The 17254-nt window shown below is 64.0% G+C and carries 18 protein-coding genes; 5 read left to right on the top strand and 13 right to left on the bottom strand.

All coding sequences use genetic code 11. From position 1 onward, the window contains the following. Positions 1–4: 4 nt before the first annotated feature. From PAN31108_RS19400 to PAN31108_RS19380, 5 genes are all read right to left on the bottom strand, one after another. Positions 5–967: a diiron oxygenase gene (locus tag PAN31108_RS19400; RefSeq protein WP_150670419.1), complete on the bottom strand. Its 963-nt coding sequence runs from the start codon at positions 965–967 to the stop codon at positions 5–7. After that, complete coding sequence (locus PAN31108_RS19395; protein WP_150670418.1) at positions 960–2429, bottom strand: adenylosuccinate synthetase; 1470 nt, start codon at positions 2427–2429, stop codon at positions 960–962. The genes PAN31108_RS19400 and PAN31108_RS19395 overlap by 8 nt, the downstream gene beginning before the upstream one ends. After that, the gene (gene sbnB, locus PAN31108_RS19390; protein ID WP_150670417.1) at positions 2426–3478 is read right to left on the bottom strand and encodes a 2,3-diaminopropionate biosynthesis protein SbnB; all 1053 of its coding nucleotides are present in this window, start codon (positions 3476–3478) and stop codon (positions 2426–2428) included. The genes PAN31108_RS19395 and sbnB overlap by 4 nt, the downstream gene beginning before the upstream one ends. Continuing rightward, on the bottom strand, positions 3475–4569 hold the full coding sequence (gene sbnA, locus PAN31108_RS19385) for a 2,3-diaminopropionate biosynthesis protein SbnA (protein WP_246184048.1): 1095 nt from the start codon (positions 4567–4569) through the stop codon (positions 3475–3477). Before sbnA ends, sbnB begins: the two co-directional genes overlap by 4 nt. 443 nt (positions 4570–5012) lie before the next feature. Beyond that, positions 5013–5933, bottom strand: coding sequence for a methyltransferase domain-containing protein (locus PAN31108_RS19380; protein ID WP_150670416.1), 921 nt, complete (start codon positions 5931–5933; stop codon positions 5013–5015). Between the two features lie 588 nt (positions 5934–6521). Here PAN31108_RS19380 and PAN31108_RS26455 point away from each other — a divergent pair. Continuing rightward, complete coding sequence (locus PAN31108_RS26455; RefSeq protein WP_174995057.1) at positions 6522–6974, top strand: ComF family protein; 453 nt, start codon at positions 6522–6524, stop codon at positions 6972–6974. A 15-nt stretch (positions 6975–6989) separates the two neighbouring features. Then, positions 6990–7460, top strand: coding sequence for a tRNA (uridine(34)/cytosine(34)/5-carboxymethylaminomethyluridine(34)-2'-O)-methyltransferase TrmL (gene trmL / locus PAN31108_RS19370; RefSeq protein WP_150670414.1), 471 nt, complete (start codon positions 6990–6992; stop codon positions 7458–7460). On the opposite strand, the gene PAN31108_RS19365 is transcribed toward trmL, so the two are convergent. From PAN31108_RS19365 to PAN31108_RS19345, 5 genes are all read right to left on the bottom strand, one after another. After that, the gene (locus PAN31108_RS19365) at positions 7442–7972 is read right to left on the bottom strand and encodes an O-acetyl-ADP-ribose deacetylase (protein ID WP_150670413.1); all 531 of its coding nucleotides are present in this window, start codon (positions 7970–7972) and stop codon (positions 7442–7444) included. The genes trmL and PAN31108_RS19365 overlap by 19 nt on opposite strands. Before the next feature lie 138 nt (positions 7973–8110). Further along, positions 8111–9130, bottom strand: coding sequence for an NAD(P)H-dependent glycerol-3-phosphate dehydrogenase (locus tag PAN31108_RS19360; RefSeq protein WP_150670412.1), 1020 nt, complete (start codon positions 9128–9130; stop codon positions 8111–8113). Between the two features lie 63 nt (positions 9131–9193). Next, complete coding sequence (secB, locus tag PAN31108_RS19355) at positions 9194–9700, bottom strand: protein-export chaperone SecB (RefSeq protein ID WP_039395381.1); 507 nt, start codon at positions 9698–9700, stop codon at positions 9194–9196. A 64-nt stretch (positions 9701–9764) separates the two neighbouring features. Then, the gene (grxC, locus tag PAN31108_RS19350; RefSeq protein WP_150670411.1) at positions 9765–10025 is read right to left on the bottom strand and encodes a glutaredoxin 3; all 261 of its coding nucleotides are present in this window, start codon (positions 10023–10025) and stop codon (positions 9765–9767) included. An 18-nt stretch (positions 10026–10043) separates the two neighbouring features. Beyond that, on the bottom strand, positions 10044–10451 hold the full coding sequence (locus tag PAN31108_RS19345; RefSeq protein WP_150670410.1) for a rhodanese-like domain-containing protein: 408 nt from the start codon (positions 10449–10451) through the stop codon (positions 10044–10046). A gap of 232 nt (positions 10452–10683) precedes the next feature. Here PAN31108_RS19345 and gpmA point away from each other — a divergent pair, with 232 nt between their 5' ends. From gpmA to PAN31108_RS19330, 3 genes are all read left to right on the top strand, one after another. After that, positions 10684–11430, top strand: a complete 747-nt coding sequence (gpmA, locus tag PAN31108_RS19340) for a 2,3-diphosphoglycerate-dependent phosphoglycerate mutase (protein WP_150670409.1) — start codon at positions 10684–10686, stop codon at positions 11428–11430. Between the two features lie 593 nt (positions 11431–12023). Further along, positions 12024–13580, top strand: coding sequence for a S41 family peptidase (locus PAN31108_RS19335; protein ID WP_150670408.1), 1557 nt, complete (start codon positions 12024–12026; stop codon positions 13578–13580). A 70-nt stretch (positions 13581–13650) separates the two neighbouring features. Continuing rightward, positions 13651–14403 carry a HesA/MoeB/ThiF family protein gene (locus PAN31108_RS19330; protein WP_150670407.1) on the top strand — a complete coding sequence of 251 codons (753 nt, stop codon included), beginning with the start codon at positions 13651–13653 and terminating at the stop codon, positions 14401–14403. 119 nt (positions 14404–14522) lie between these two features. On the opposite strand, the gene ptsP is transcribed toward PAN31108_RS19330, so the two are convergent. The 3 genes from ptsP to PAN31108_RS19315 all read right to left on the bottom strand — a co-directional run bounded on the left by ptsP (position 14523) and on the right by PAN31108_RS19315 (position 17149). Beyond that, a complete protein-coding gene (ptsP, locus tag PAN31108_RS19325; protein WP_150670406.1) occupies positions 14523–16259 on the bottom strand; it encodes a phosphoenolpyruvate--protein phosphotransferase in 1737 nt (578 codons plus the stop codon). Between the two features lie 203 nt (positions 16260–16462). Further along, entirely contained in the window at positions 16463–16732 is a 270-nt protein-coding gene (locus PAN31108_RS19320) for an HPr family phosphocarrier protein (RefSeq protein ID WP_150670405.1), read from the bottom strand. 3 nt (positions 16733–16735) lie between these two features. Continuing rightward, complete coding sequence (locus tag PAN31108_RS19315) at positions 16736–17149, bottom strand: PTS sugar transporter subunit IIA (protein ID WP_069340374.1); 414 nt, start codon at positions 17147–17149, stop codon at positions 16736–16738. Positions 17150–17254: the final 105 nt, after the last annotated feature.

Genomic DNA, 17254 nt, shown 5'->3' with positions numbered 1-17254 from the left:
GCGCTCAAGGGGGTCGCCAGCGGCTCACACGTCGTGCAAAGCGCTCGGCACACGACAACCCCAGCCGTTCGAAAAGACGTCGGGGCACCAGCGCCGCCTCCATCATCTGCATCCCAACCGCCAACGGATCGACACTGTCCTGAAGCACGCGATCCGCGTCGCCCGCACTCAGGCCCACTGCGCACAAATGTGCATGCCATGACGGCAGTTCCGGCGAAAGAAAGGCTTCCATCAGTTCCGGGATCAGTTCGTCGAGAAACTCACGCTCCTGGCCCGACAGCGACGGTACCCACGCGCGTGCGAATCTGACAAAGGCCGCCTGATGACGCATTTCGTCCGCCCCGTGCTCGGCAAGCAGCGTACGCACCGGCGGATAGATGTCGTCACCCGCCCCCGCCTGGCGCAGCGTGCCGGTGATCAACGTCTCGGTTATCAATGCCGCCGCCACGATCGCGACGTCTCGATGTGCCGGCGGAACGGCTTCGCACAGCGCCAGCACGCGCCTCACGCTGGGCGACGCTCGCTGCGCCAGCGCGCATCCGGTCACACGGCGCATCTGCGCCCGGAAGCGTTCCATCATCCAGGTGTGAAAACCTTCGTCGGTGTAGATCGCCAACAAGTCGTCGCGACTGACGGAGGCGGCCCCCGGCAGATCCAGCATCCGTTCTATGGCCCGATTGACGATGTGCAACTCGACACGCTCCGTCTTGTTCAGGTAGTCCTCGAGTCGCATGGCGCTCAACTGCTGGCGCACGGACTGCCCCCGCTCGCACACCCGAGGATGCATCGCATACGGCATGAGCGACACGTTGAAGAGCAGATGTCCGGGCAGCAAGGCCGGGAACGGTGTCTCGGTCGCACACCGTGTCACGGCGGCCACCTCTCTCCACGGCCGCTGTGCATCGGCCATGCCGGCGCGGTCAGCGAAGTGCGGCAGACCGAGGGCGCTCGGCGACGTATCAGCCATGGGGCAATCCCGCCGCAACAAGCGCTGGCTGACGGTTCGCGAGCGAGACGAGGCTCGCGCGTTCCGGGCCGAGCCCGAGGCCCGCCAGGGGCGCGCCGATATGACGCTCGACGAAGTCGATGAAACCGTTCATGGCGGAATCCAGCGTGCCCGCACGTCCGAGGTCGACCGAATGCTCCGTTAGCCCCGGGTAGATCAGCACGTCCGGCATGACGTCTGCGGTGAGCGCCTCGCGATGCACACGCACCGGCACCCCCTGATAGGTCGAGCGCGTGTAATGCGTCAGACAATCCACCTTGTTGAGATAGACGCAATCGACGGCATGCGTTCTGATGACGTCTCTTAACTGCGCAAGATCCAGCATGCCGATGCGACGGGGCCGCCCGGTCCCCGTACCGTACTCGCCGGTGAGCATGCGCAATGCCGTTCCCACGTCGAACGGATCGCTCGATCGCAACAGCGTGTGCGGCGAGAAGCGTGACTGCTCTTCGCGCTCGCCGAGCTTCGACTGCGACGCCTCGTGGCAGTACTGCGCGGAACGCTCGCCCCCAAGCTCGGACGGAAACGGGCCACGTCCCACGCGCGACATGATGGCCTTGGCGACACCGATGGTTCGCCGGTGGTACTTCGGTGAGAGATCCCCGCCGACATACGCATAGGCTGGCACGGTATGACTCGACGTGACATACGGCTGACTGCCGTCGACGACATCGAGCAGCACCGACTGAGCGCCTTCGAACAGCACCTTCGCGCCAGCTTTTACGCGATGGGTCAGCCATCCGCGATCCGGCTCGAGGTAAGCACGCAGCATGCGCGCAATGTCCGGCAAGCCCAGCAACAGATCCGACATTTCCGCGACCCACGGCGAGGCGCCGCCTTCCGCGTTGATCATGCGCGTGAAGACCTCCCGCATCGAGGCCACCGTCTCCGCCTCATTGCCAAGCAGATCACCGAGCATCAGATTCACACGTGTATCGTTGCGCACGCGCAAGGCGCGATCCGCATAGCACGGCCCGATGCCATTTCCCGTCGTCCCGATCGTGTCGCTGCCACGCCTGTCCATCGCGATGTGGTGGGGCTGCACCAGCGCAGCACGCGCGCTGATACGCAGCCGTCCTTCGAGCGAGATGCCCATCTGCCGCAATTGCACGATCTCATCGGCGAGCTTCCACGGGTTGATGGCGCACCCCGATCCGATGTACAGCGCGGCATGTGGATGAAAGACTCCCGAAGGCAGTTGTTTGAGTGCGATGCGTCCCTGTGGCGTGTCGATGGTGTGTCCGGCATTCGCGCCACCGTTAAAGCGCGCGATCACGTCGTACCCGGGGGCGAGGGTGTCGATGATCTTCGCTTTGCCTTCGTCGCCGTATTGCAGTCCGACGAGTACGTCGGCAAAACCTTCGGCGGCGTTCGCAGTGGAATCGGGCGTTGCAGATGAGGGGCAGAAGGAAACTGTGGTCATGCGCGTTGCAAATCAAAGAAAAAACGAGGAACAGGTGCCTGCCGGTCGGCCAGACGTTCATAGACCCAGCGCCCGACGGCGATGTCGAGAATGCCGAGTCCAAAAGGGGAGAAGACGAGGGGCCGGTCACGTGCGGGCAGTTCGCCGCCGCAAAGCAGATGCGGCAGCGATGTCGTGACGAAGCGTCGATGGCCCGTCTCGACTTCGGTGAGATGAAGCGATGTCTTCGCCCGAAGACAATGTTCGATATCGTCGACGACGTTATAGGCCTCGAGCACGATCGAGGGTGCAAGGTCACGAAGCGACAAGTGCAGTACGACCGGGCAGTGCGAGAACCAGTCGGGATTGTCCAGATAGGGCGACGATGCCGTGGTCGCGAACACGATGACGTCCGATCGCCTGACGACGGATTCCAGCGATATGTCGGTACGCGCATCGATGCCGGTGTGTGCGGCGATTCGGTTTGCAAGCGAGTCGGCGTACCCGGGGTTCAGGTCGTGAACGACGACCTCCTCGACGGGCAACGCCGCGAGCGGCAGGCACTCGGCCACGTGACGCGCGATGACGCCTGCCCCGACGAATGCCACGCGGCGATGCCGACGCCTATCGTCACGCCTATCGCCACGCCTATCGCCACACGTGAGACGCCGCAGCGCACTGACCGCGCTGGCCGCCGTGCGGGCCGCACTGATGATGCTCGCCTCCATGCAAGCCATCGGATACCCCGTAGCGGCATCGTTCAGGATGAGCACGGCAGACGCCCGCGGCACACCACGCTCGATGTTCTCCGGGAAACTGGAAATCCACTTGATGCCCGTGATCCCTTCGCCTTCATCGCCCTGAATATGCGCGGGCAATGCGATGATGCGATTGCGTTGCGCATCCGGGAACCGCAGGAACTGGCTTTCCGGATTGACCGTGCGTCCGGCGTGATGTGCGCGATAAGCCGCTTCGACCGTGTCGAGAATGGCGCGTTGTCCGCCGCGAACGGCAGCAGCCACCTGCTCGCCGGTGAACACGCGAAATTGCGGAATGGGAAGTGCGTTCATGACAGCGTGGGGGAGACGGTTTCAACGACGTGGGCGGCTGCGCCGGGCAGCGGGGATGCGTCACGCTGTCCAGCAACGTATGCCGCGGCCCACTCGGGGTCGTAGATCGTGTCGAGGTACTTGTCGCCCATGTCCGGTGCGATGGCGACGACGGTGTCGCTCGCCGCGATGTCCGCCGACGACATCTGCACCGCGCGCAGCACGCTGCCCGTCGAACCGCCGCTCAGCAAGCCGCGTAGCGCCAGGGCGCGACACATTCGTACGGTGTCGGCCTCGGGGACATGGACGATGGCGTCAGGCAACTCGGCATCGGGCGGCTCGCATAACGGCGGCCGACAGCTGGCGCCGAGCCCGGGAATACGGCGCGGCCCGGGCGGTCCGCCGAACGTGACCGAACCTTCGGCATCGACGGCGATTACCCGCGTCGGCAAGCGATGCGCGCGGACATAATGCAGACAGCCCATCAATGTGCCGGTCGTGCCAGCCCCGACGAAGAGATGATCGACATCGGGATACGCTGAAAAAATCTCCGGCGCCGTCCATCGAAAATGCGCGCGCCAGTTGCTCGGATTGGCGTACTGGTTGACCCAGAGGCAGCGAGGATCTCGCGCCACCTGCTCACGAATCCACGCAATACGCGTCGCAAGATACCCCCCCTGCGCATCACGGCGCTCGACCCGCACGACCCGTGCGCCTGCGGCCTGCATGCTGCGCACCGCCTGACGCGAGGTGTTGGGATCGGTCACACAGGTAAAGCGGTACCCGCGATTGGCGCACACCATCGCGAGCGCCACCCCGAGATTTCCCGACGACGACTCGACGATCCGGGTGTCCGGGCGAATTCGATGCGTTGCCTCAAGGTCTTCGATCAATTGAATCGCCGTCTTGAGTTTGATCGAGCCCACTGCGTTCAACCCCTCCATCTTGAGGTTGATCGTTGCGGCGCACAGACCCTCGACAGCGGCGAAAACCGGCACCGTGGGACGGAGAAATTCGCCGTCGACACGCAACTTCAGTGCGTCGGCCGATCGATCGCGTCGCGCCGATTCGACCTGATGCGGCACCGCCAACGTTTCGTGCTGATAGCCCACTGCCCACCTCCCGAGAATTCGCCGAACGGCGACGTCATGGCGAGAAACAACGCAGACCTTGCGATGAGAACGTTCCCGAACATCTCGCATCGATGGGGCACAGGCCTCATCTTGATCCCGCATTCATGCACGCCGTGAAACCACATTTAAACGAAGCGGCAGAGCGCGGAACACCTGCAAGGTCATGTAGGACGCAGGCTGCGGGTGCGTGGGTGCCAGCCTCGACCCGACGTATCGGAACGGCATGCCGCGTGGGCCACGCAAGGGAAAACGACGAGGAGAGGGAGAGGAAAAAGAAATCGGCGGGAATCCACCGATGCCGTTGACGGCAACGATGACGAGGAACAGCAAAGGCGCCCGTCGCGGGCGCCTGCCCACCTTATCGACTTGTCGACTTGTCGATTTATCGACCTGGCGAATTAACGACTTAGCGGATTACGCACTTATCGAGGCCGTCCGCCCCGCCCGATGTCCTGAATACGAACGACGGCGTTACCGGCGGCGTCCGTCTTTTCGGGAATCTTCCACGCGTGACCGTAGACGAGTTCGAACGTGAGCGAGATCGTGCCGTCGCTGCCGCGTTGACGCGCCAGCGCCGCACGCAGCGCCGCAAGTCGCGCGCGCCCCGTCAGGCCACGACGACGCTCCGGCAGAGGGTTCACGCCCAGCAGACGCACGTCGCGCAACAAGGTGTCCGGCGATTCGAATGTGAGCGTAAGGCGCTCCATGTCGGTCACTGGCGTATCGAAGCCGCTCGCCACCATCATGTCACCCAGGTCGTGCATGTCCGTGGGCTCGAGCGCATGGGGAAGGTCGTCGACCTCCGCCCATGCCGCACGCAACTCACGCAGTGTGTCAGGACCGTATGCCGAAAACATCAGGAGACCGTCGGTACTCAACACGCGGTGCCATTCGGGAATCACGCGATGCGGCTCGCGATACCAATGCAGCGCCAGGTTCGACCAGACGAGGTTGAACGAGCGGGAGGCAAACGGCAAGGCCGAGAAATCGGCTTGCACGACGCCGTACGGCGGTGCGCTACGCAACAGGCGTCGCCAGCCCGTCGTCGCACCGGCCGCCGCTGCGGCTTTGGCCATGGCGAGCGAGGCGTCCAGCCCCACGCGGTAGGCATCGGGATAACGCGCGCCGAAGTTCAGCAGATCGCCGCCCGTGCCACAACCGACGTCAAGCACGCGTGCGGGCTTGAGTTTGATGTAATCGAGCCGGCTCGCGAGTCGTGACGCCACCTCCCGCATCAGGAAATCGGCGTCCTGCCAGTGCGGGGCGCGACGATCGAATGCGGTGCGCAAAAAGCGTGCGGAGAACGCAGAAGACGGGTTTTGGGGAGCGTCGGAAGGCTTCATGGGACAGGCGAAAAGACGAGTCGGCAGTATACTCGCTGCTGTCGGAACGCATCGGACACGGCCGAACGGTCTGCCGGCACGCCTCGACGGCAGGTCGAGCGCCTCACGGCATCGACGCCATCGGTCAGAAACCGACCGTACGGATCGCACCGGTCACGTCATCGGTCATCCCGCCGGTCATCTCCATGATTCCTCTTTTTTCCTCTTTTCTCTCTCACCGCCTTGCCCATGCCCACCTTCCCCTTCTGGACGCCGAGCCGGCTCGCGGGCGGATTGCTGCGCATTGCGCTGCCGGATCACTGCGCCGTTTGCCAGCGGCGAGCGAGGCGGCAGATCTGCGAGGACTGCGCATTCGCTTTCGATGCGTCGACATCCAACGCCCCGTCGCGCTGCCACCGATGCGCGATCGCGCTACCGCCAATGGCATTACGACCGGACGGGACAGCCCGGCCAGTCGGGTCGATCCCGGAAGGTGCGACAATTTGCCGCACCCACACACCCGTTCTCTGCGGACAATGCCTGCGGCGCCCGCCAGCGTTCGACGCGACGTTGACGCTCGCAGACTACGTGCCGCCGCTCGATACATTAATGATTCGTCTGAAATACCGCGGTGCCTTGCCGTTGGCGCGCGAATTCGGTGAACGCCTGGGCGACGCCCTAGCCGTCTGCGATCACGGCGATGAGTCGCCGTTGTTGGTGCCGGTACCCCTGGCGTCCTCACGGCTCGCATCGCGCGGATTCAATCAGGCATGGGAACTCGCGCGCGTGGCATCGCGTCGTGCTCGGCTGCCCGCAAGTGCTCACGTGCTGCGCCGGGAGCGGACCACCGCTGCCCAGCGACGACTTTCGCGCGACGCGCGACAGCGCAACCTGCGTGACGTTTTCGTCGCGGATGCACGCGTCAACGCACGCCGTATCGTCCTGATCGACGACGTGATGACCACCGGCGCGACGTGCGACGCCGCAGCCGCTGCCCTCAAGCGTGCAGGCGCCACGCATGTTCTCGCGGCCGTCGTGCTGCGCACGCCGCCCACTCCCTAACTTGTCCCCACACTCATGTTCAACGTCGTTCTCGTCTCGCCCGAAATTCCGCCGAACACCGGCAACGTGATTCGCCTGTGCGCCAACACGGGTGCACGTCTGCACCTGATCGAGCCGCTCGGTTTCCCGCTCGACGACGCGCGTATGCGCCGCGCCGGCCTCGACTATCACGAATACGCAGAGATGAAAGTGCATCGGGATTGGGACGCGTTTCTGGCATCGGAGTCACCTGATCCCGCCCGCATGTTCGCGCTCACGACGCGTGGTTCCCGTCCCTTCGGCGAGTTGGCTTTCGCACCCGGCGACTGGTTCGTGTTCGGATCGGAAACGCGCGGCCTCGACCCTGCGCTGCTCGACACGTTTGCAACAACACAACGCGTGCGACTGCCGATGCGTCCCGGCAATCGCAGCCTGAATCTCTCGAATACGGTGGCCGTCGTGGTCTTCGAGGCCTGGCGTCAGCAGGATTACGCGGGCGGGTCCTGACTCGCGAGCTCGCGTTGGTAGGCCGCGCACATGGCGGCATCGAAACACACGAACTCCACGTGCTCGATGCCCGGGAAATGCGGTAACGCATCGCGAACGGTGAAGACGACCAACGGCACGGCAAGCTCGGCAGGGCAGCCGTACACGCCGCAGCTAATGGCCGGAAACGCTACGCTGCGGCATCCGTGCGCGGCGGCAAGCCGCAAGCTTTCCCGGTAGCAACTCGCCAGCAATGCCGGTTCGTCGTTAGCGCCGCCATGCCAGACGGGGCCGACGGCATGAATCACGAATTTGGCCTTGAGACGGAATCCGGGGGTGATCTTTGCCTGCCCGGTCGAACAACCCCGGAGCTTCCGGCAGGCGTCGAGGAGTTCCGGCCCTGCGGCACGGTGGATCGCACGGTCGACGCCGCCACCGCCAAGCAGCGACGCATTCGCGGCATTGACGATCGCATCGACCGTGGCTTGGGTGATATCGCCTTGCGAGGCGTGAAGACGGACAACTTGCGACATGGGCACGACTCCCTTGTTGCGAGTGTCGACGGCGGGTCGCCGTCGTCGGAGACGGGACACACAGGCCAACCGTCGTCGAACGGTTCGCCGGCGGGTCACACGACGGAACGGATCGACGCGGGGCGAACCTGCGCCGACTCAGCCCTGATGCGGATCATCCTCGCGCTCGGCGCGGGCGTCGCGTCGCAGCAGTGCTTCGACGGCCGCACGTGCAGGCAGCCCTTCGAACAGCGTCGCGCAAACGGCATCGGTAATCGGCATCTCGACACCATGGGCGCGCGCCAGATCGCGTACCGCACGGGCACATCTTACGCCCTCTGCGACATGGCCCAGCGAAGCGAGCACTTCGTCGAGCGACTTCCCCGACGCAAGTTGCAGCCCGACGGTGCGGTTACGGGAGAGATCGCCGGTCGCGGTCAGAATCAGATCGCCCAGACCGGCCAGTCCCATGAACGTTTCGGGCTTGCCGCCCAACGCCACACCGAGGCGGGTCATTTCGGCCAGACCGCGCGTCACCAGCGCCGCGCGCGCATTCAGCCCGAGGCCGAGGCCATCGCTCACGCCCGTGGCGATCGCCAGCACGTTCTTCACGGCGCCACCGACTTCGACGCCGACGAGATCGTCGCTCGAATAGATACGCAACGCGCCGAAGTGGCACGCCGCAATCGTGAGATCGCACAGGGACGGCGCGGCGCTCGCGATCGTCAACGCGGCGGGCAGGCCTTGCGCCACTTCCCGCGCGAAACTGGGGCCGGACAGCGAACCGCCCGCCACCGCCGGGAAAACCTCGGCAACGATCTGATGCGGCAACAGGCCGGTATCGGCCTCGAAACCTTTGCAAAGCCAGATCAGATTCTGCGGCGCATTGGCCGCCTGCGCCATATGGCCTGCGAGCGCGCGCAAGCCGGCGACGGGCACGGCTGCTACACACAGTGCATGCTCACCCGAGCCGTGCGTCATTGCCGTCGCGAAATCGGATTCGAATCGCAGACGGGCCGACAACGGGGAACCGGGGAGATACGCGGAATTCTCGCGGGAGGCGGTCAGCGCCGTCACGAGCGCAGCGTCGCGCGCCCACAGAACGACGTCATGGCGTGCGGCCATGTGACTCGCCATTGCGGTGCCCCAGGCACCAGCACCGAATACGGCAATCTTCATGAAGGGGGCCTCGACGCCATGGCAAGCCCGAAGCCTGCCACGGCGTCGATGAAGCGCAAGCGCTTAGTGGGTCTGTGCGGACGAGCCGTCGGGCATCACGATGCCCGGGGCCGGCGTCTCGCCGTTGGCCGCTTGTTGCTCGGCCAGTTGCGCCAGACGTTGCTCGTACAGCGCCTGGAAGTTCACTTCCGCCAGATGAATCGGCTGGAATCCGGCACGGCTGATGGTGTCCGCCACGTTCGCACGCAGGTACGGGTAGACGATCGTCGGGCAGGCAATGCCGATGAGCGGATCGAGCTGCTCGACCGGCACGTTGCGGATCTCGAAGATACCGGCTTGCTTGCCTTCGACCAGGAACGCGACCTTGTCCTTGATCTTGGCCGTCACGGTAGCGATCACAGCGACCTCGAAAATTTCTTCGGCCAGACGCTCGGCTGCCACGTCCAACTGCACTTCAACGGTCGGCATCTCCTGCTCGAGGAAGATCGCGGGCGAATTCGGCTGCTCGAGCGACAGATCTTTCAGGTAAGCGCGCTGGATGCTGAAAAACGGCTGATTCTGGTCGGACATTTCGTTTCCTTGGATTGAGACAGCCGCGCAGTCACGCGGCTGGGCGACTATTTTGCAGGCGGTATCAGGCCGCTTGCAAGAGCGGCACGAGCCCACCGGCACGATCGAGTGCCGAAAGATCGTCGTAGCCGCCAATATGACGCTCGTCGATGTAAATTTGCGGTACGGTGCGACGGCCCGTTCGCTGCATCATCTCTTCGCGGCGACCCGGCTCCTTATCGACCAGGATCTTCTCGATTTCCTGAACGCCGCGCTGGCGCAGCAGACGCTCCGCCATCTGGCAATACGGGCACACTTGCGTGCTATACATCACGATCTTCGGCATGGCTTTGCAACTCCTCGATTACTTGACGACCGGCAGCCCGGCTTCCTGCCAGGCGGCGACGCCGCCCTGGAGGCTGAACGCCTCAGCATAACCAAGATTGCGAAGCAGCGTCTGAGCACGCGCCGAGCGCTGGCCGCTCTTGCACACGATCAGGACCGGAGCGGCCTTATTCTTGATGACGCCCGCGACTTTTTGCTCCACGTCGTCCAGCGGCACATTGCGCGCGGACGGCAGGTGGCCGGAGGCAAATTCCTCTGCCGTACGGACATCGAGCACCACGGCGCCCTTGCGGTTGATGAGCTGGGTCGCTTCCATGGTCGACAGACCGCGACCGCCGCGCTTGAATACCGGCCAGGCCAGCATGCCGCCCGAAACGAGGGCGATCGCGATCAGCGCGAGGTTGGTGTAATCGGCAAAGAACTTCACAAACCACCTGAAAATAATCAAAAGAATCCGATCATTATAAAATAATCCGTGATTGCGCCGACGGGTGTCGTTGCCAATCGTTGCGCCAGACGTCGGCAGCCCGCCTTTTGCGGGCGCCAGACGGCCCCGGAATGCCGCGCCAAACCCTTACCGGGCCTGGCTGTGCCCGGCGCAACGATCCACCCCCGCCTGCCGACTGCCCCCGCTTTCCTACTCTGACTGAAGTTTGCTCATGTACAAGCTCGTTCTTATCCGCCACGGCGAATCGACGTGGAACAAAGAAAATCGCTTTACCGGCTGGGTCGACGTCGACCTGACCGAAAAGGGCGTGGCCGAAGCCGGTCAGGCGGGCAGATTGCTCGCCGATGCCGGTTTCAAATTCGATCTCGCCTACACGTCGGTGCTCAAGCGCGCGATCCGCACGCTGTGGCATGTGCAGGACGCCATGGATCAGATGTGGATCCCGGTGGTGCATAGCTGGCGTCTCAACGAGCGTCACTACGGTGCGCTCGCCGGCCTGAACAAGGCGGAGACGGCTGCAAAGTACGGCGACGAGCAGGTCCACGTGTGGCGCCGCAGCTACGACACGCCGCCGCCGCCGCTGGCCGAGGACGACGAGCGCAGCTCGTTCAACGACCCGCGTTACGCCAAGCTCAAGCGCGAAGAAATCCCGCTCACCGAGTGCCTGAAGGACACCGTCGCCCGTGTGCTGCCGCTGTGGAACGAGTCGATCGCACCGGCGGTGCGTGCCGGCAAGCAAGTGCTGGTGGCCGCTCATGGCAACTCGCTGCGCGCCCTCATCAAGCATCTCGACAACATTTCGGACGACGACATCGCCGGCCTGAACATCCCGAACGGCACGCCGCTCGTGTATGAGCTGGATGCCGAACTGAAGCCGATTCGCCACTACTACCTCGGCGATCAGGAGAAGATCGCCGGCGCGCTCGCCGCCGTCGCCGCGCAGGGCAAATCGAAGTAATCGTGGCGTGACGTGCACGACGACACGGCGCATGGCGCGTCGTCATCGTCGTCATCGAATGGTCGGGCGTGCGGGATATCGCCGTACGCCCCCCGCCCGAACAGGCGCCACCGCCCCGCCCACTGCCCCGCGCCGCCTCCGGTACCGTCCGCATATCCGAAGCGTGTCCGAGGTGTCCCAGGCATCTCCGAGGCGTGTCCGTTGTTGGTCCGAGACGGATTCGCCGTACCGGAGCGCGACGTCATTTTCCCGCCATGCGCGCCCATCGCCTCGGGGAATCCCTAGGCGATGGCGCATCCGCCACGTGTGGCGTAATACGCCGTAACACGACGCCCGTCCGTCCTGTGGCTGTTGTGTGACCCTTTCCGGCATATCGCGAAGCGCGTCACGACGGCAAAAGCGGCGCACTATGGGGCGACGTTCGCCGAAATTCGCGTCACAACGTCGCATTGAATGGAACTTTTCGTAGAACCACTCCGGAAAACTCCCTGTCGAATGGGCAATGTCCCGCCTGCGGGCAAACGGTTATACTTCGCCAAAGTGCGCGCGCCCATTGGCGTGCGCCTCAAAATTCCGGGAAATTCCACGCCTATATGCGCCAAACCCTCAAACACATCGGCCTGATCGTGCTGGGCCTCGCGACCGGTGCGGCTGCCACCCTCGCGTTCTCTCAGGCATCCGCACAAAGCGCTACCACGCCGTTGCCGCTCGAACAGCTTCGTCTGCTGGCCGAAGTGTTCGGTCAGATCAAGCGCGAGTACGTGCAACCGGTCGACGACAAGAAGCTGCTGACCGCAGCCATCAAGGGCATGGTGTCGAGCCTGGATCCGCATTCCTCGTACCTCGACAAGGAAGAGTACAAGGAACTGCAAGAGCAGACGCGCGGCCGTTTCGCAGGTCTTGGCATCGAGATCTCGCAGGAAGACGGCCTCGTGAAGGTGATCTCGCCGATCGAGGACAGCCCGGCATTCAAGGCTGGCCTGAAGCCCGGCGACCTGATCACCCGCATCGACGACAAGCCCGTGCGCGGCATGACGCTCGATCAGGCGGTCAAGCGCATGCGCGGCTCCCCGGGTAGCAAGGTCACGCTGACGATCTTCCGCAAGGCGGAAGAACGCACGTTCCCGGTCTCCATCGTGCGAGCCGAGATTCGTGTGCAGAGCGTCAAGGGCAAGATGCTCGAGCCGGGCATCGGCTACGTGCGCATTACCAGCTTCCAGGAACGCACCGTGCCGGATCTCGCCAAGAAGCTTCAGGAACTGGCGAAGGACCAGCCGCTCAAGGGCCTGATCCTCGACCTGCGTAACAACGGCGGCGGCATTCTCCAGTCGGCTGTCGGTGTGTCGGCGGCCTTCCTGAAGGAAGGCGCCGTGGTCGTGTCGACCAACGGTCAGATCGAAGACGCCAAGCAAACGTACAAGGCCACCTTCGACAACTACCGTCTGTCGGCGAGCCCGGAAGATCCGCTCAAGGGTGAAGCCCCGTTCTGGAAGACGGTGCCGATGGTGGTGCTGGTGAACGCCTACTCGGCGTCGGCCTCGGAAATCGTGGCCGGTGCGCTGCAAGATTCGAAGCGCGCGACGATCATGGGCAAGACGACGTTCGGCAAGGGCTCGGTCCAGACCGTGCGCCAGCTGTCGCCGGATACCGCCCTGCGCCTGACCACGGCTTACTACTACACGCCGAGCGGCCGCTCGATCCAGTCCATCGGTATCAAGCCGGACGTGCCGGTCGACCAGAATCCGAAGGGCGATCCGGACGACGTGCTGGTTACGCGCGAAATCGATTACCAGAACCACCTGCACAACACGCAAACGCCTGACGAGCAGAAGGAAATCGACGCCCGCGAAGCCCGCCGTCTGGAAGAGCTGCGCCGCCTCGAAGAAGAGAACGCGAAGAAGACGCCGGAAGAGCGCAAGAAGGAACGTGAAGAACGCCTGCCGGATCTGGGCAGCGCCGACGACTTCATGCTCCAGCAGGCTGTCCATCAGATCAAGGGCGAGCCGGTCCAGCGCACGAAGTCGCGTCTGGAAGCCAATGCCGGCCCGCTGCCGAAGGACGCCGCCAAGGCCGCCGCGCCGGCGGCCGGCGCCAAGACGGATCCGAAGACGGACACCGTCGTGCCGGCCAAGCCGACGGACAAGAAGTAAGCATCGGCTTTACACTACAAACCGTGCCCGCGAAAGCCGGCACGGTTTTTTTATCCCTTTGCGCTTTGCGATGAACGACGACCAGTTGCTGCGTTACTCCCGCCATATCCTGCTCGACGAACTCGGTATCGAGGGACAGGAGCGCCTGCTCGCCGCCCACGCGGTCATCGTAGGCGCCGGCGGCCTGGGCTCGCCGGCCGCCCTTTATCTGGCGGCGTCCGGCGTCGGACGCATTACGCTGATCGATGACGACGTCGTCGATCTGACCAACCTGCAACGCCAGATCCTGCACGACACCCAAAGCGTGGGACAGCCCAAGGTGGAATCCGGCCGGGCGCGCATCGCGCAAATCAACCCCGGCGTGGTCGTCGACGTCATCGACGAGCGCGTGGACGAAGCCCGGCTCACGGTACTAGCGCGCGAAGCCACCGTCGTGCTCGACGGTTCGGACAACTTCGCCACGCGTCACGCCGTCAATCGGGCCTGCGTCGCGGCGGGCGTGCCGCTCGTGTCCGGCGCAGCGTTGCGCTTCGACGGACAGATCAGCGTCTTCGATGTACGCAACGACGCCTCGCCCTGCTACGAGTGCATCTTCCCCGCCGACGAGCCGTTCCCCGAGCAGGCCTGCGCCACGATGGGCGTACTGGCGCCGCTCGTCGGTATCATCGGCAGCATGCAGGCGGCCGAAGCGATCAAGCTGATCACGGGGGTCGGCACGCCGCTGGTGGGACGTCTTCAGATGCTCGACGGACGCAAGATGAGTTGGCACACCATGCACTGCGCCCGCAATCCGGAGTGTAAAGTCTGCGGACAGCGCCACTGACAACATGGGAGATGGCCGACGATAAGCTCGGCAACCTCCCAAATTTCGATGATAAAAAAGCGGACGGTCCCGTCACGGGACCGTCCGCTTCTCTTTTCGCCTGAACCTGATGACGGTTATCAGGCGACGGCCAGACGCGCCAGAGCCGCCTGCATCTCCTCGGGTTCGGTCGCCGCGAGCAACTCCTGCACCGGCCGCTCGAGATCGGGCAAGTGCGCGCGCAGGATCTCCTGCTTGACCTGAAGTAACTGGCTCGGGTGCATCGAAAACTCGCGCAGCCCCATGCCCAGCAGCAGGCGTGTTGCCGACGGATCGCCCGCCATCTCGCCGCAAACCGCCACCGGTACGCCGAACGCGTGCGCCTCGCGAATCGTCATGGCGATCAACCGCAGGACGGCCGGGTGCAGCGGGTCGTAAAGATGCGCGACGGCATTGTCCGCACGGTCGATGGCCAGCGTGTACTGAATCAGGTCGTTCGTGCCGATAGACAGAAAGTCGAGCCGTTTCAGGAACATGGGGACCGTGAGTGCGGCGGCCGGCACTTCGATCATCGCGCCGAGCTTGACGTTCGGGTCGTACAGCAGACCGGCCGCATCGAGCTGGGCCTTCGCTTCGCGCACGAGTTCGAGCGTCTGATCGATTTCCTGAGCGTGCGCGAGCATCGGGAACAGGATCTGGATCTTGCCGAACGCGGACGCCCGCAAGATCGCCCGCAACTGCGTGAGGAACATACGCGGCTCGGACAGGCTCCAGCGGATCGCGCGCAGCCCCAGCGCCGGATTCGGCGCGGTCTCGTACGTCTCGTGACTGTCGAGCGGCTTGTCGGCGCCCACGTCGATGGTGCGGATCGTGAGCGGCAAGCCCTGCATCGCTTCGACCGCGCGTTTGTACGCCTCGAACTGAGCTTCTTCCTCGGGCGCCTCCTCCTCGTTCATGAAGAGGAATTCCGTGCGGAACAGGCCCACGCCGACCGCACCGGCGGCAACGGCGGTCTTCGCGTCGTCCGGCAGTTCGATGTTGGCGAGCAACTCGATGTGCGTGCCGTCGATCGTCTGCGCGGGCGAATGCTTCAACCGCTGCAAACGGCGTTCTTCCAGCGCACGCTCGCTCTGCCGGTAGCTGTACTCTTCGAGCACGATCGGGGCCGGGTCGACGATCACGATGCCGTGGTCGCCGTCGATGATGATGACGTCGTCCTGCTTGATGAGCAGGCTGGCCTGTGCCACGCCGACGGCCGCCGGAATCCCGAGACTGCGGGCGACGATGGCCGTGTGCGACGTCTTGCCGCCGAGGTCCGTAACGAAGCCCTTGAACGTCTGCGACTTGAATTGCAGCATGTCGGCCGGCGCAATGTCACGGGCCACGACGATCATGTCGTCGCGTGGCGTCTCGGCCACCACGTGGCGAATACCGGGGGCGCCGGCGAGCGCCTTGAGCACACGCTCGGTCACTTGTTCGATGTCGGCGCGCCGCTCGCGCAGATACTCGTCTTCGATGTCTTCGAAGCGCGCGACGAGCACTTCGAGTTGCGTCGTGAGCGCCCATTCGGCGTTATAGCGCCGCTCGCGAATGAGTTTGACGACGGCGTCGACCAGCAGCGTGTCGTTGAGGATCAGGGAGTGAACGTCGAGAAACGCGCCCATCTCTCCCGGGGCGTCGTCCGGCAACTCTTGCTTGAGCGTGTCGAGTTCATGCTGGACAGTCGCCTGAGCGCTTTCGAAGCGCGCGATCTCATCGTCGACCTGGCTGGGATCGAGCAGATAGTGCGGAACATCGAGCGTGGCGGGCGCCAGCAGATAAGCGCGTCCGATCGCGATGCCGCGGGAAACGGGAATGCCGTGCAGGGTGAAAGACAAGGAAGTCTCCCCAGTTCAGAGGCGAATGGTACGCCCGAAATCTGTGTGTGCTGTCATCGAAGACAGTGTGCGGCGGTGCGGCGAAAACTCGGCCGGCGTCATCGAAAGGTATGCGTGGATGCCATACGTCAACGCATTGCCTCTGATCGTGACGCGGCGCGCCTGCCGACGCCGCGTCGCCACCGCCGGGCATGACGCCCCCTTTACTCCCCTTCGCCGAACTTGTTCGCGATGAGGTCGAGAAGCTCTTGCATGGCCTGCGCTTCGTCAGGGCCTTCGGTTTCGACTTCGACTTTCGAGCCGATCCCCGCCGCCAGCATCATGACGCCCATGATGCTCTTCGCATTGATACGCCGACCGTTCCGGGTCAGCCAGACCTCACTCTGAAATTTCGCCGCCAGTTGCGTCAGCTTTGCGGATGCCCGGGCGTGCAAGCCCAATTTATTTACGATCGTCGTTTCTTGTCGAAGCATGTTTCAGTGTGACGTAGTGTGTGTGGCCGGCGCACCCGCGCCGACTTCGAGAATACCTTTAGATCCGCCCGAAAGCACCTTCTCCGCCAGCGTGTCGAGCGGCACCGAGCGGTAACACACCGCCTTGATGAGCATCGACAGGTTTACCCCGGCGAGCACACGCACTTTCGGTCCCACCAACTGTGCCGCCACGTTCGACGGCGTCGCCCCGAACAGATCGGTGAGCACCAGCACGCCGTTCTCTTCGCGCAGTTGCGCAAGGCGTTCTTTTGCGACGTCTACGAGCGCCGCCGTGTCCTGGTCGGGGACGACGTCGATCGCACTGATGCGCGAAGGACAACCGCCGTAGATGTGCGAAACGCACTCGCGAAGCGCCGAAGCCAGCGGTGCGTGGGCAATGATCAGAATTCCAGCCATGATGCTAGGCACGCCGGGCGCCGCGGGTGTTCGGGATACAAACACAACGACGAACGCGCACCTGTCGATTTTGGGATTCTTATTTTAGCAGGCGCGCCAAAATCC

Source organism: Pandoraea anhela (assembly GCF_902459655.1).
Lineage (GTDB): Bacteria > Pseudomonadota > Gammaproteobacteria > Burkholderiales > Burkholderiaceae > Pandoraea > Pandoraea anhela.
This window is presented reverse-complemented; position numbering and strand designations above follow the sequence as displayed.

Bases quoted from the DNA above. Each gene is read 5' to 3' on its own strand.
- gpmA (WP_150670409.1), top strand. From the start codon at position 10,684: ATGTACAAGCTCGTTCTTATCCGCCACGGCGAATCGACGTGGAACAAA.
- PAN31108_RS26455 (WP_174995057.1), top strand. From the start codon at position 6,522: ATGATTCGTCTGAAATACCGCGGTGCCTTGCCGTTGGCGCGCGAATTC.
- PAN31108_RS19335 (WP_150670408.1), top strand. From the start codon at position 12,024: ATGCGCCAAACCCTCAAACACATCGGCCTGATCGTGCTGGGCCTCGCG.
- PAN31108_RS19365 (WP_150670413.1), bottom strand. From the start codon at position 7,972: ATGTCGCAAGTTGTCCGTCTTCACGCCTCGCAAGGCGATATCACCCAA.
- PAN31108_RS19395 (WP_150670418.1), bottom strand. From the start codon at position 2,429: ATGACCACAGTTTCCTTCTGCCCCTCATCTGCAACGCCCGATTCCACT.
- PAN31108_RS19320 (WP_150670405.1), bottom strand. From the start codon at position 16,732: ATGCTTCGACAAGAAACGACGATCGTAAATAAATTGGGCTTGCACGCC.
- grxC (WP_150670411.1), bottom strand. From the start codon at position 10,025: ATGCCGAAGATCGTGATGTATAGCACGCAAGTGTGCCCGTATTGCCAG.
- PAN31108_RS19315 (WP_069340374.1), bottom strand. From the start codon at position 17,149: ATGGCTGGAATTCTGATCATTGCCCACGCACCGCTGGCTTCGGCGCTT.
- PAN31108_RS19400 (WP_150670419.1), bottom strand. From the start codon at position 967: ATGGCTGATACGTCGCCGAGCGCCCTCGGTCTGCCGCACTTCGCTGAC.
- PAN31108_RS19380 (WP_150670416.1), bottom strand. From the start codon at position 5,933: ATGAAGCCTTCCGACGCTCCCCAAAACCCGTCTTCTGCGTTCTCCGCA.
- PAN31108_RS19360 (WP_150670412.1), bottom strand. From the start codon at position 9,130: ATGAAGATTGCCGTATTCGGTGCTGGTGCCTGGGGCACCGCAATGGCG.
- sbnB (WP_150670417.1), bottom strand. From the start codon at position 3,478: ATGAACGCACTTCCCATTCCGCAATTTCGCGTGTTCACCGGCGAGCAG.
- secB (WP_039395381.1), bottom strand. From the start codon at position 9,700: ATGTCCGACCAGAATCAGCCGTTTTTCAGCATCCAGCGCGCTTACCTG.
- trmL (WP_150670414.1), top strand. From the start codon at position 6,990: ATGTTCAACGTCGTTCTCGTCTCGCCCGAAATTCCGCCGAACACCGGC.
- PAN31108_RS19330 (WP_150670407.1), top strand. From the start codon at position 13,651: ATGAACGACGACCAGTTGCTGCGTTACTCCCGCCATATCCTGCTCGAC.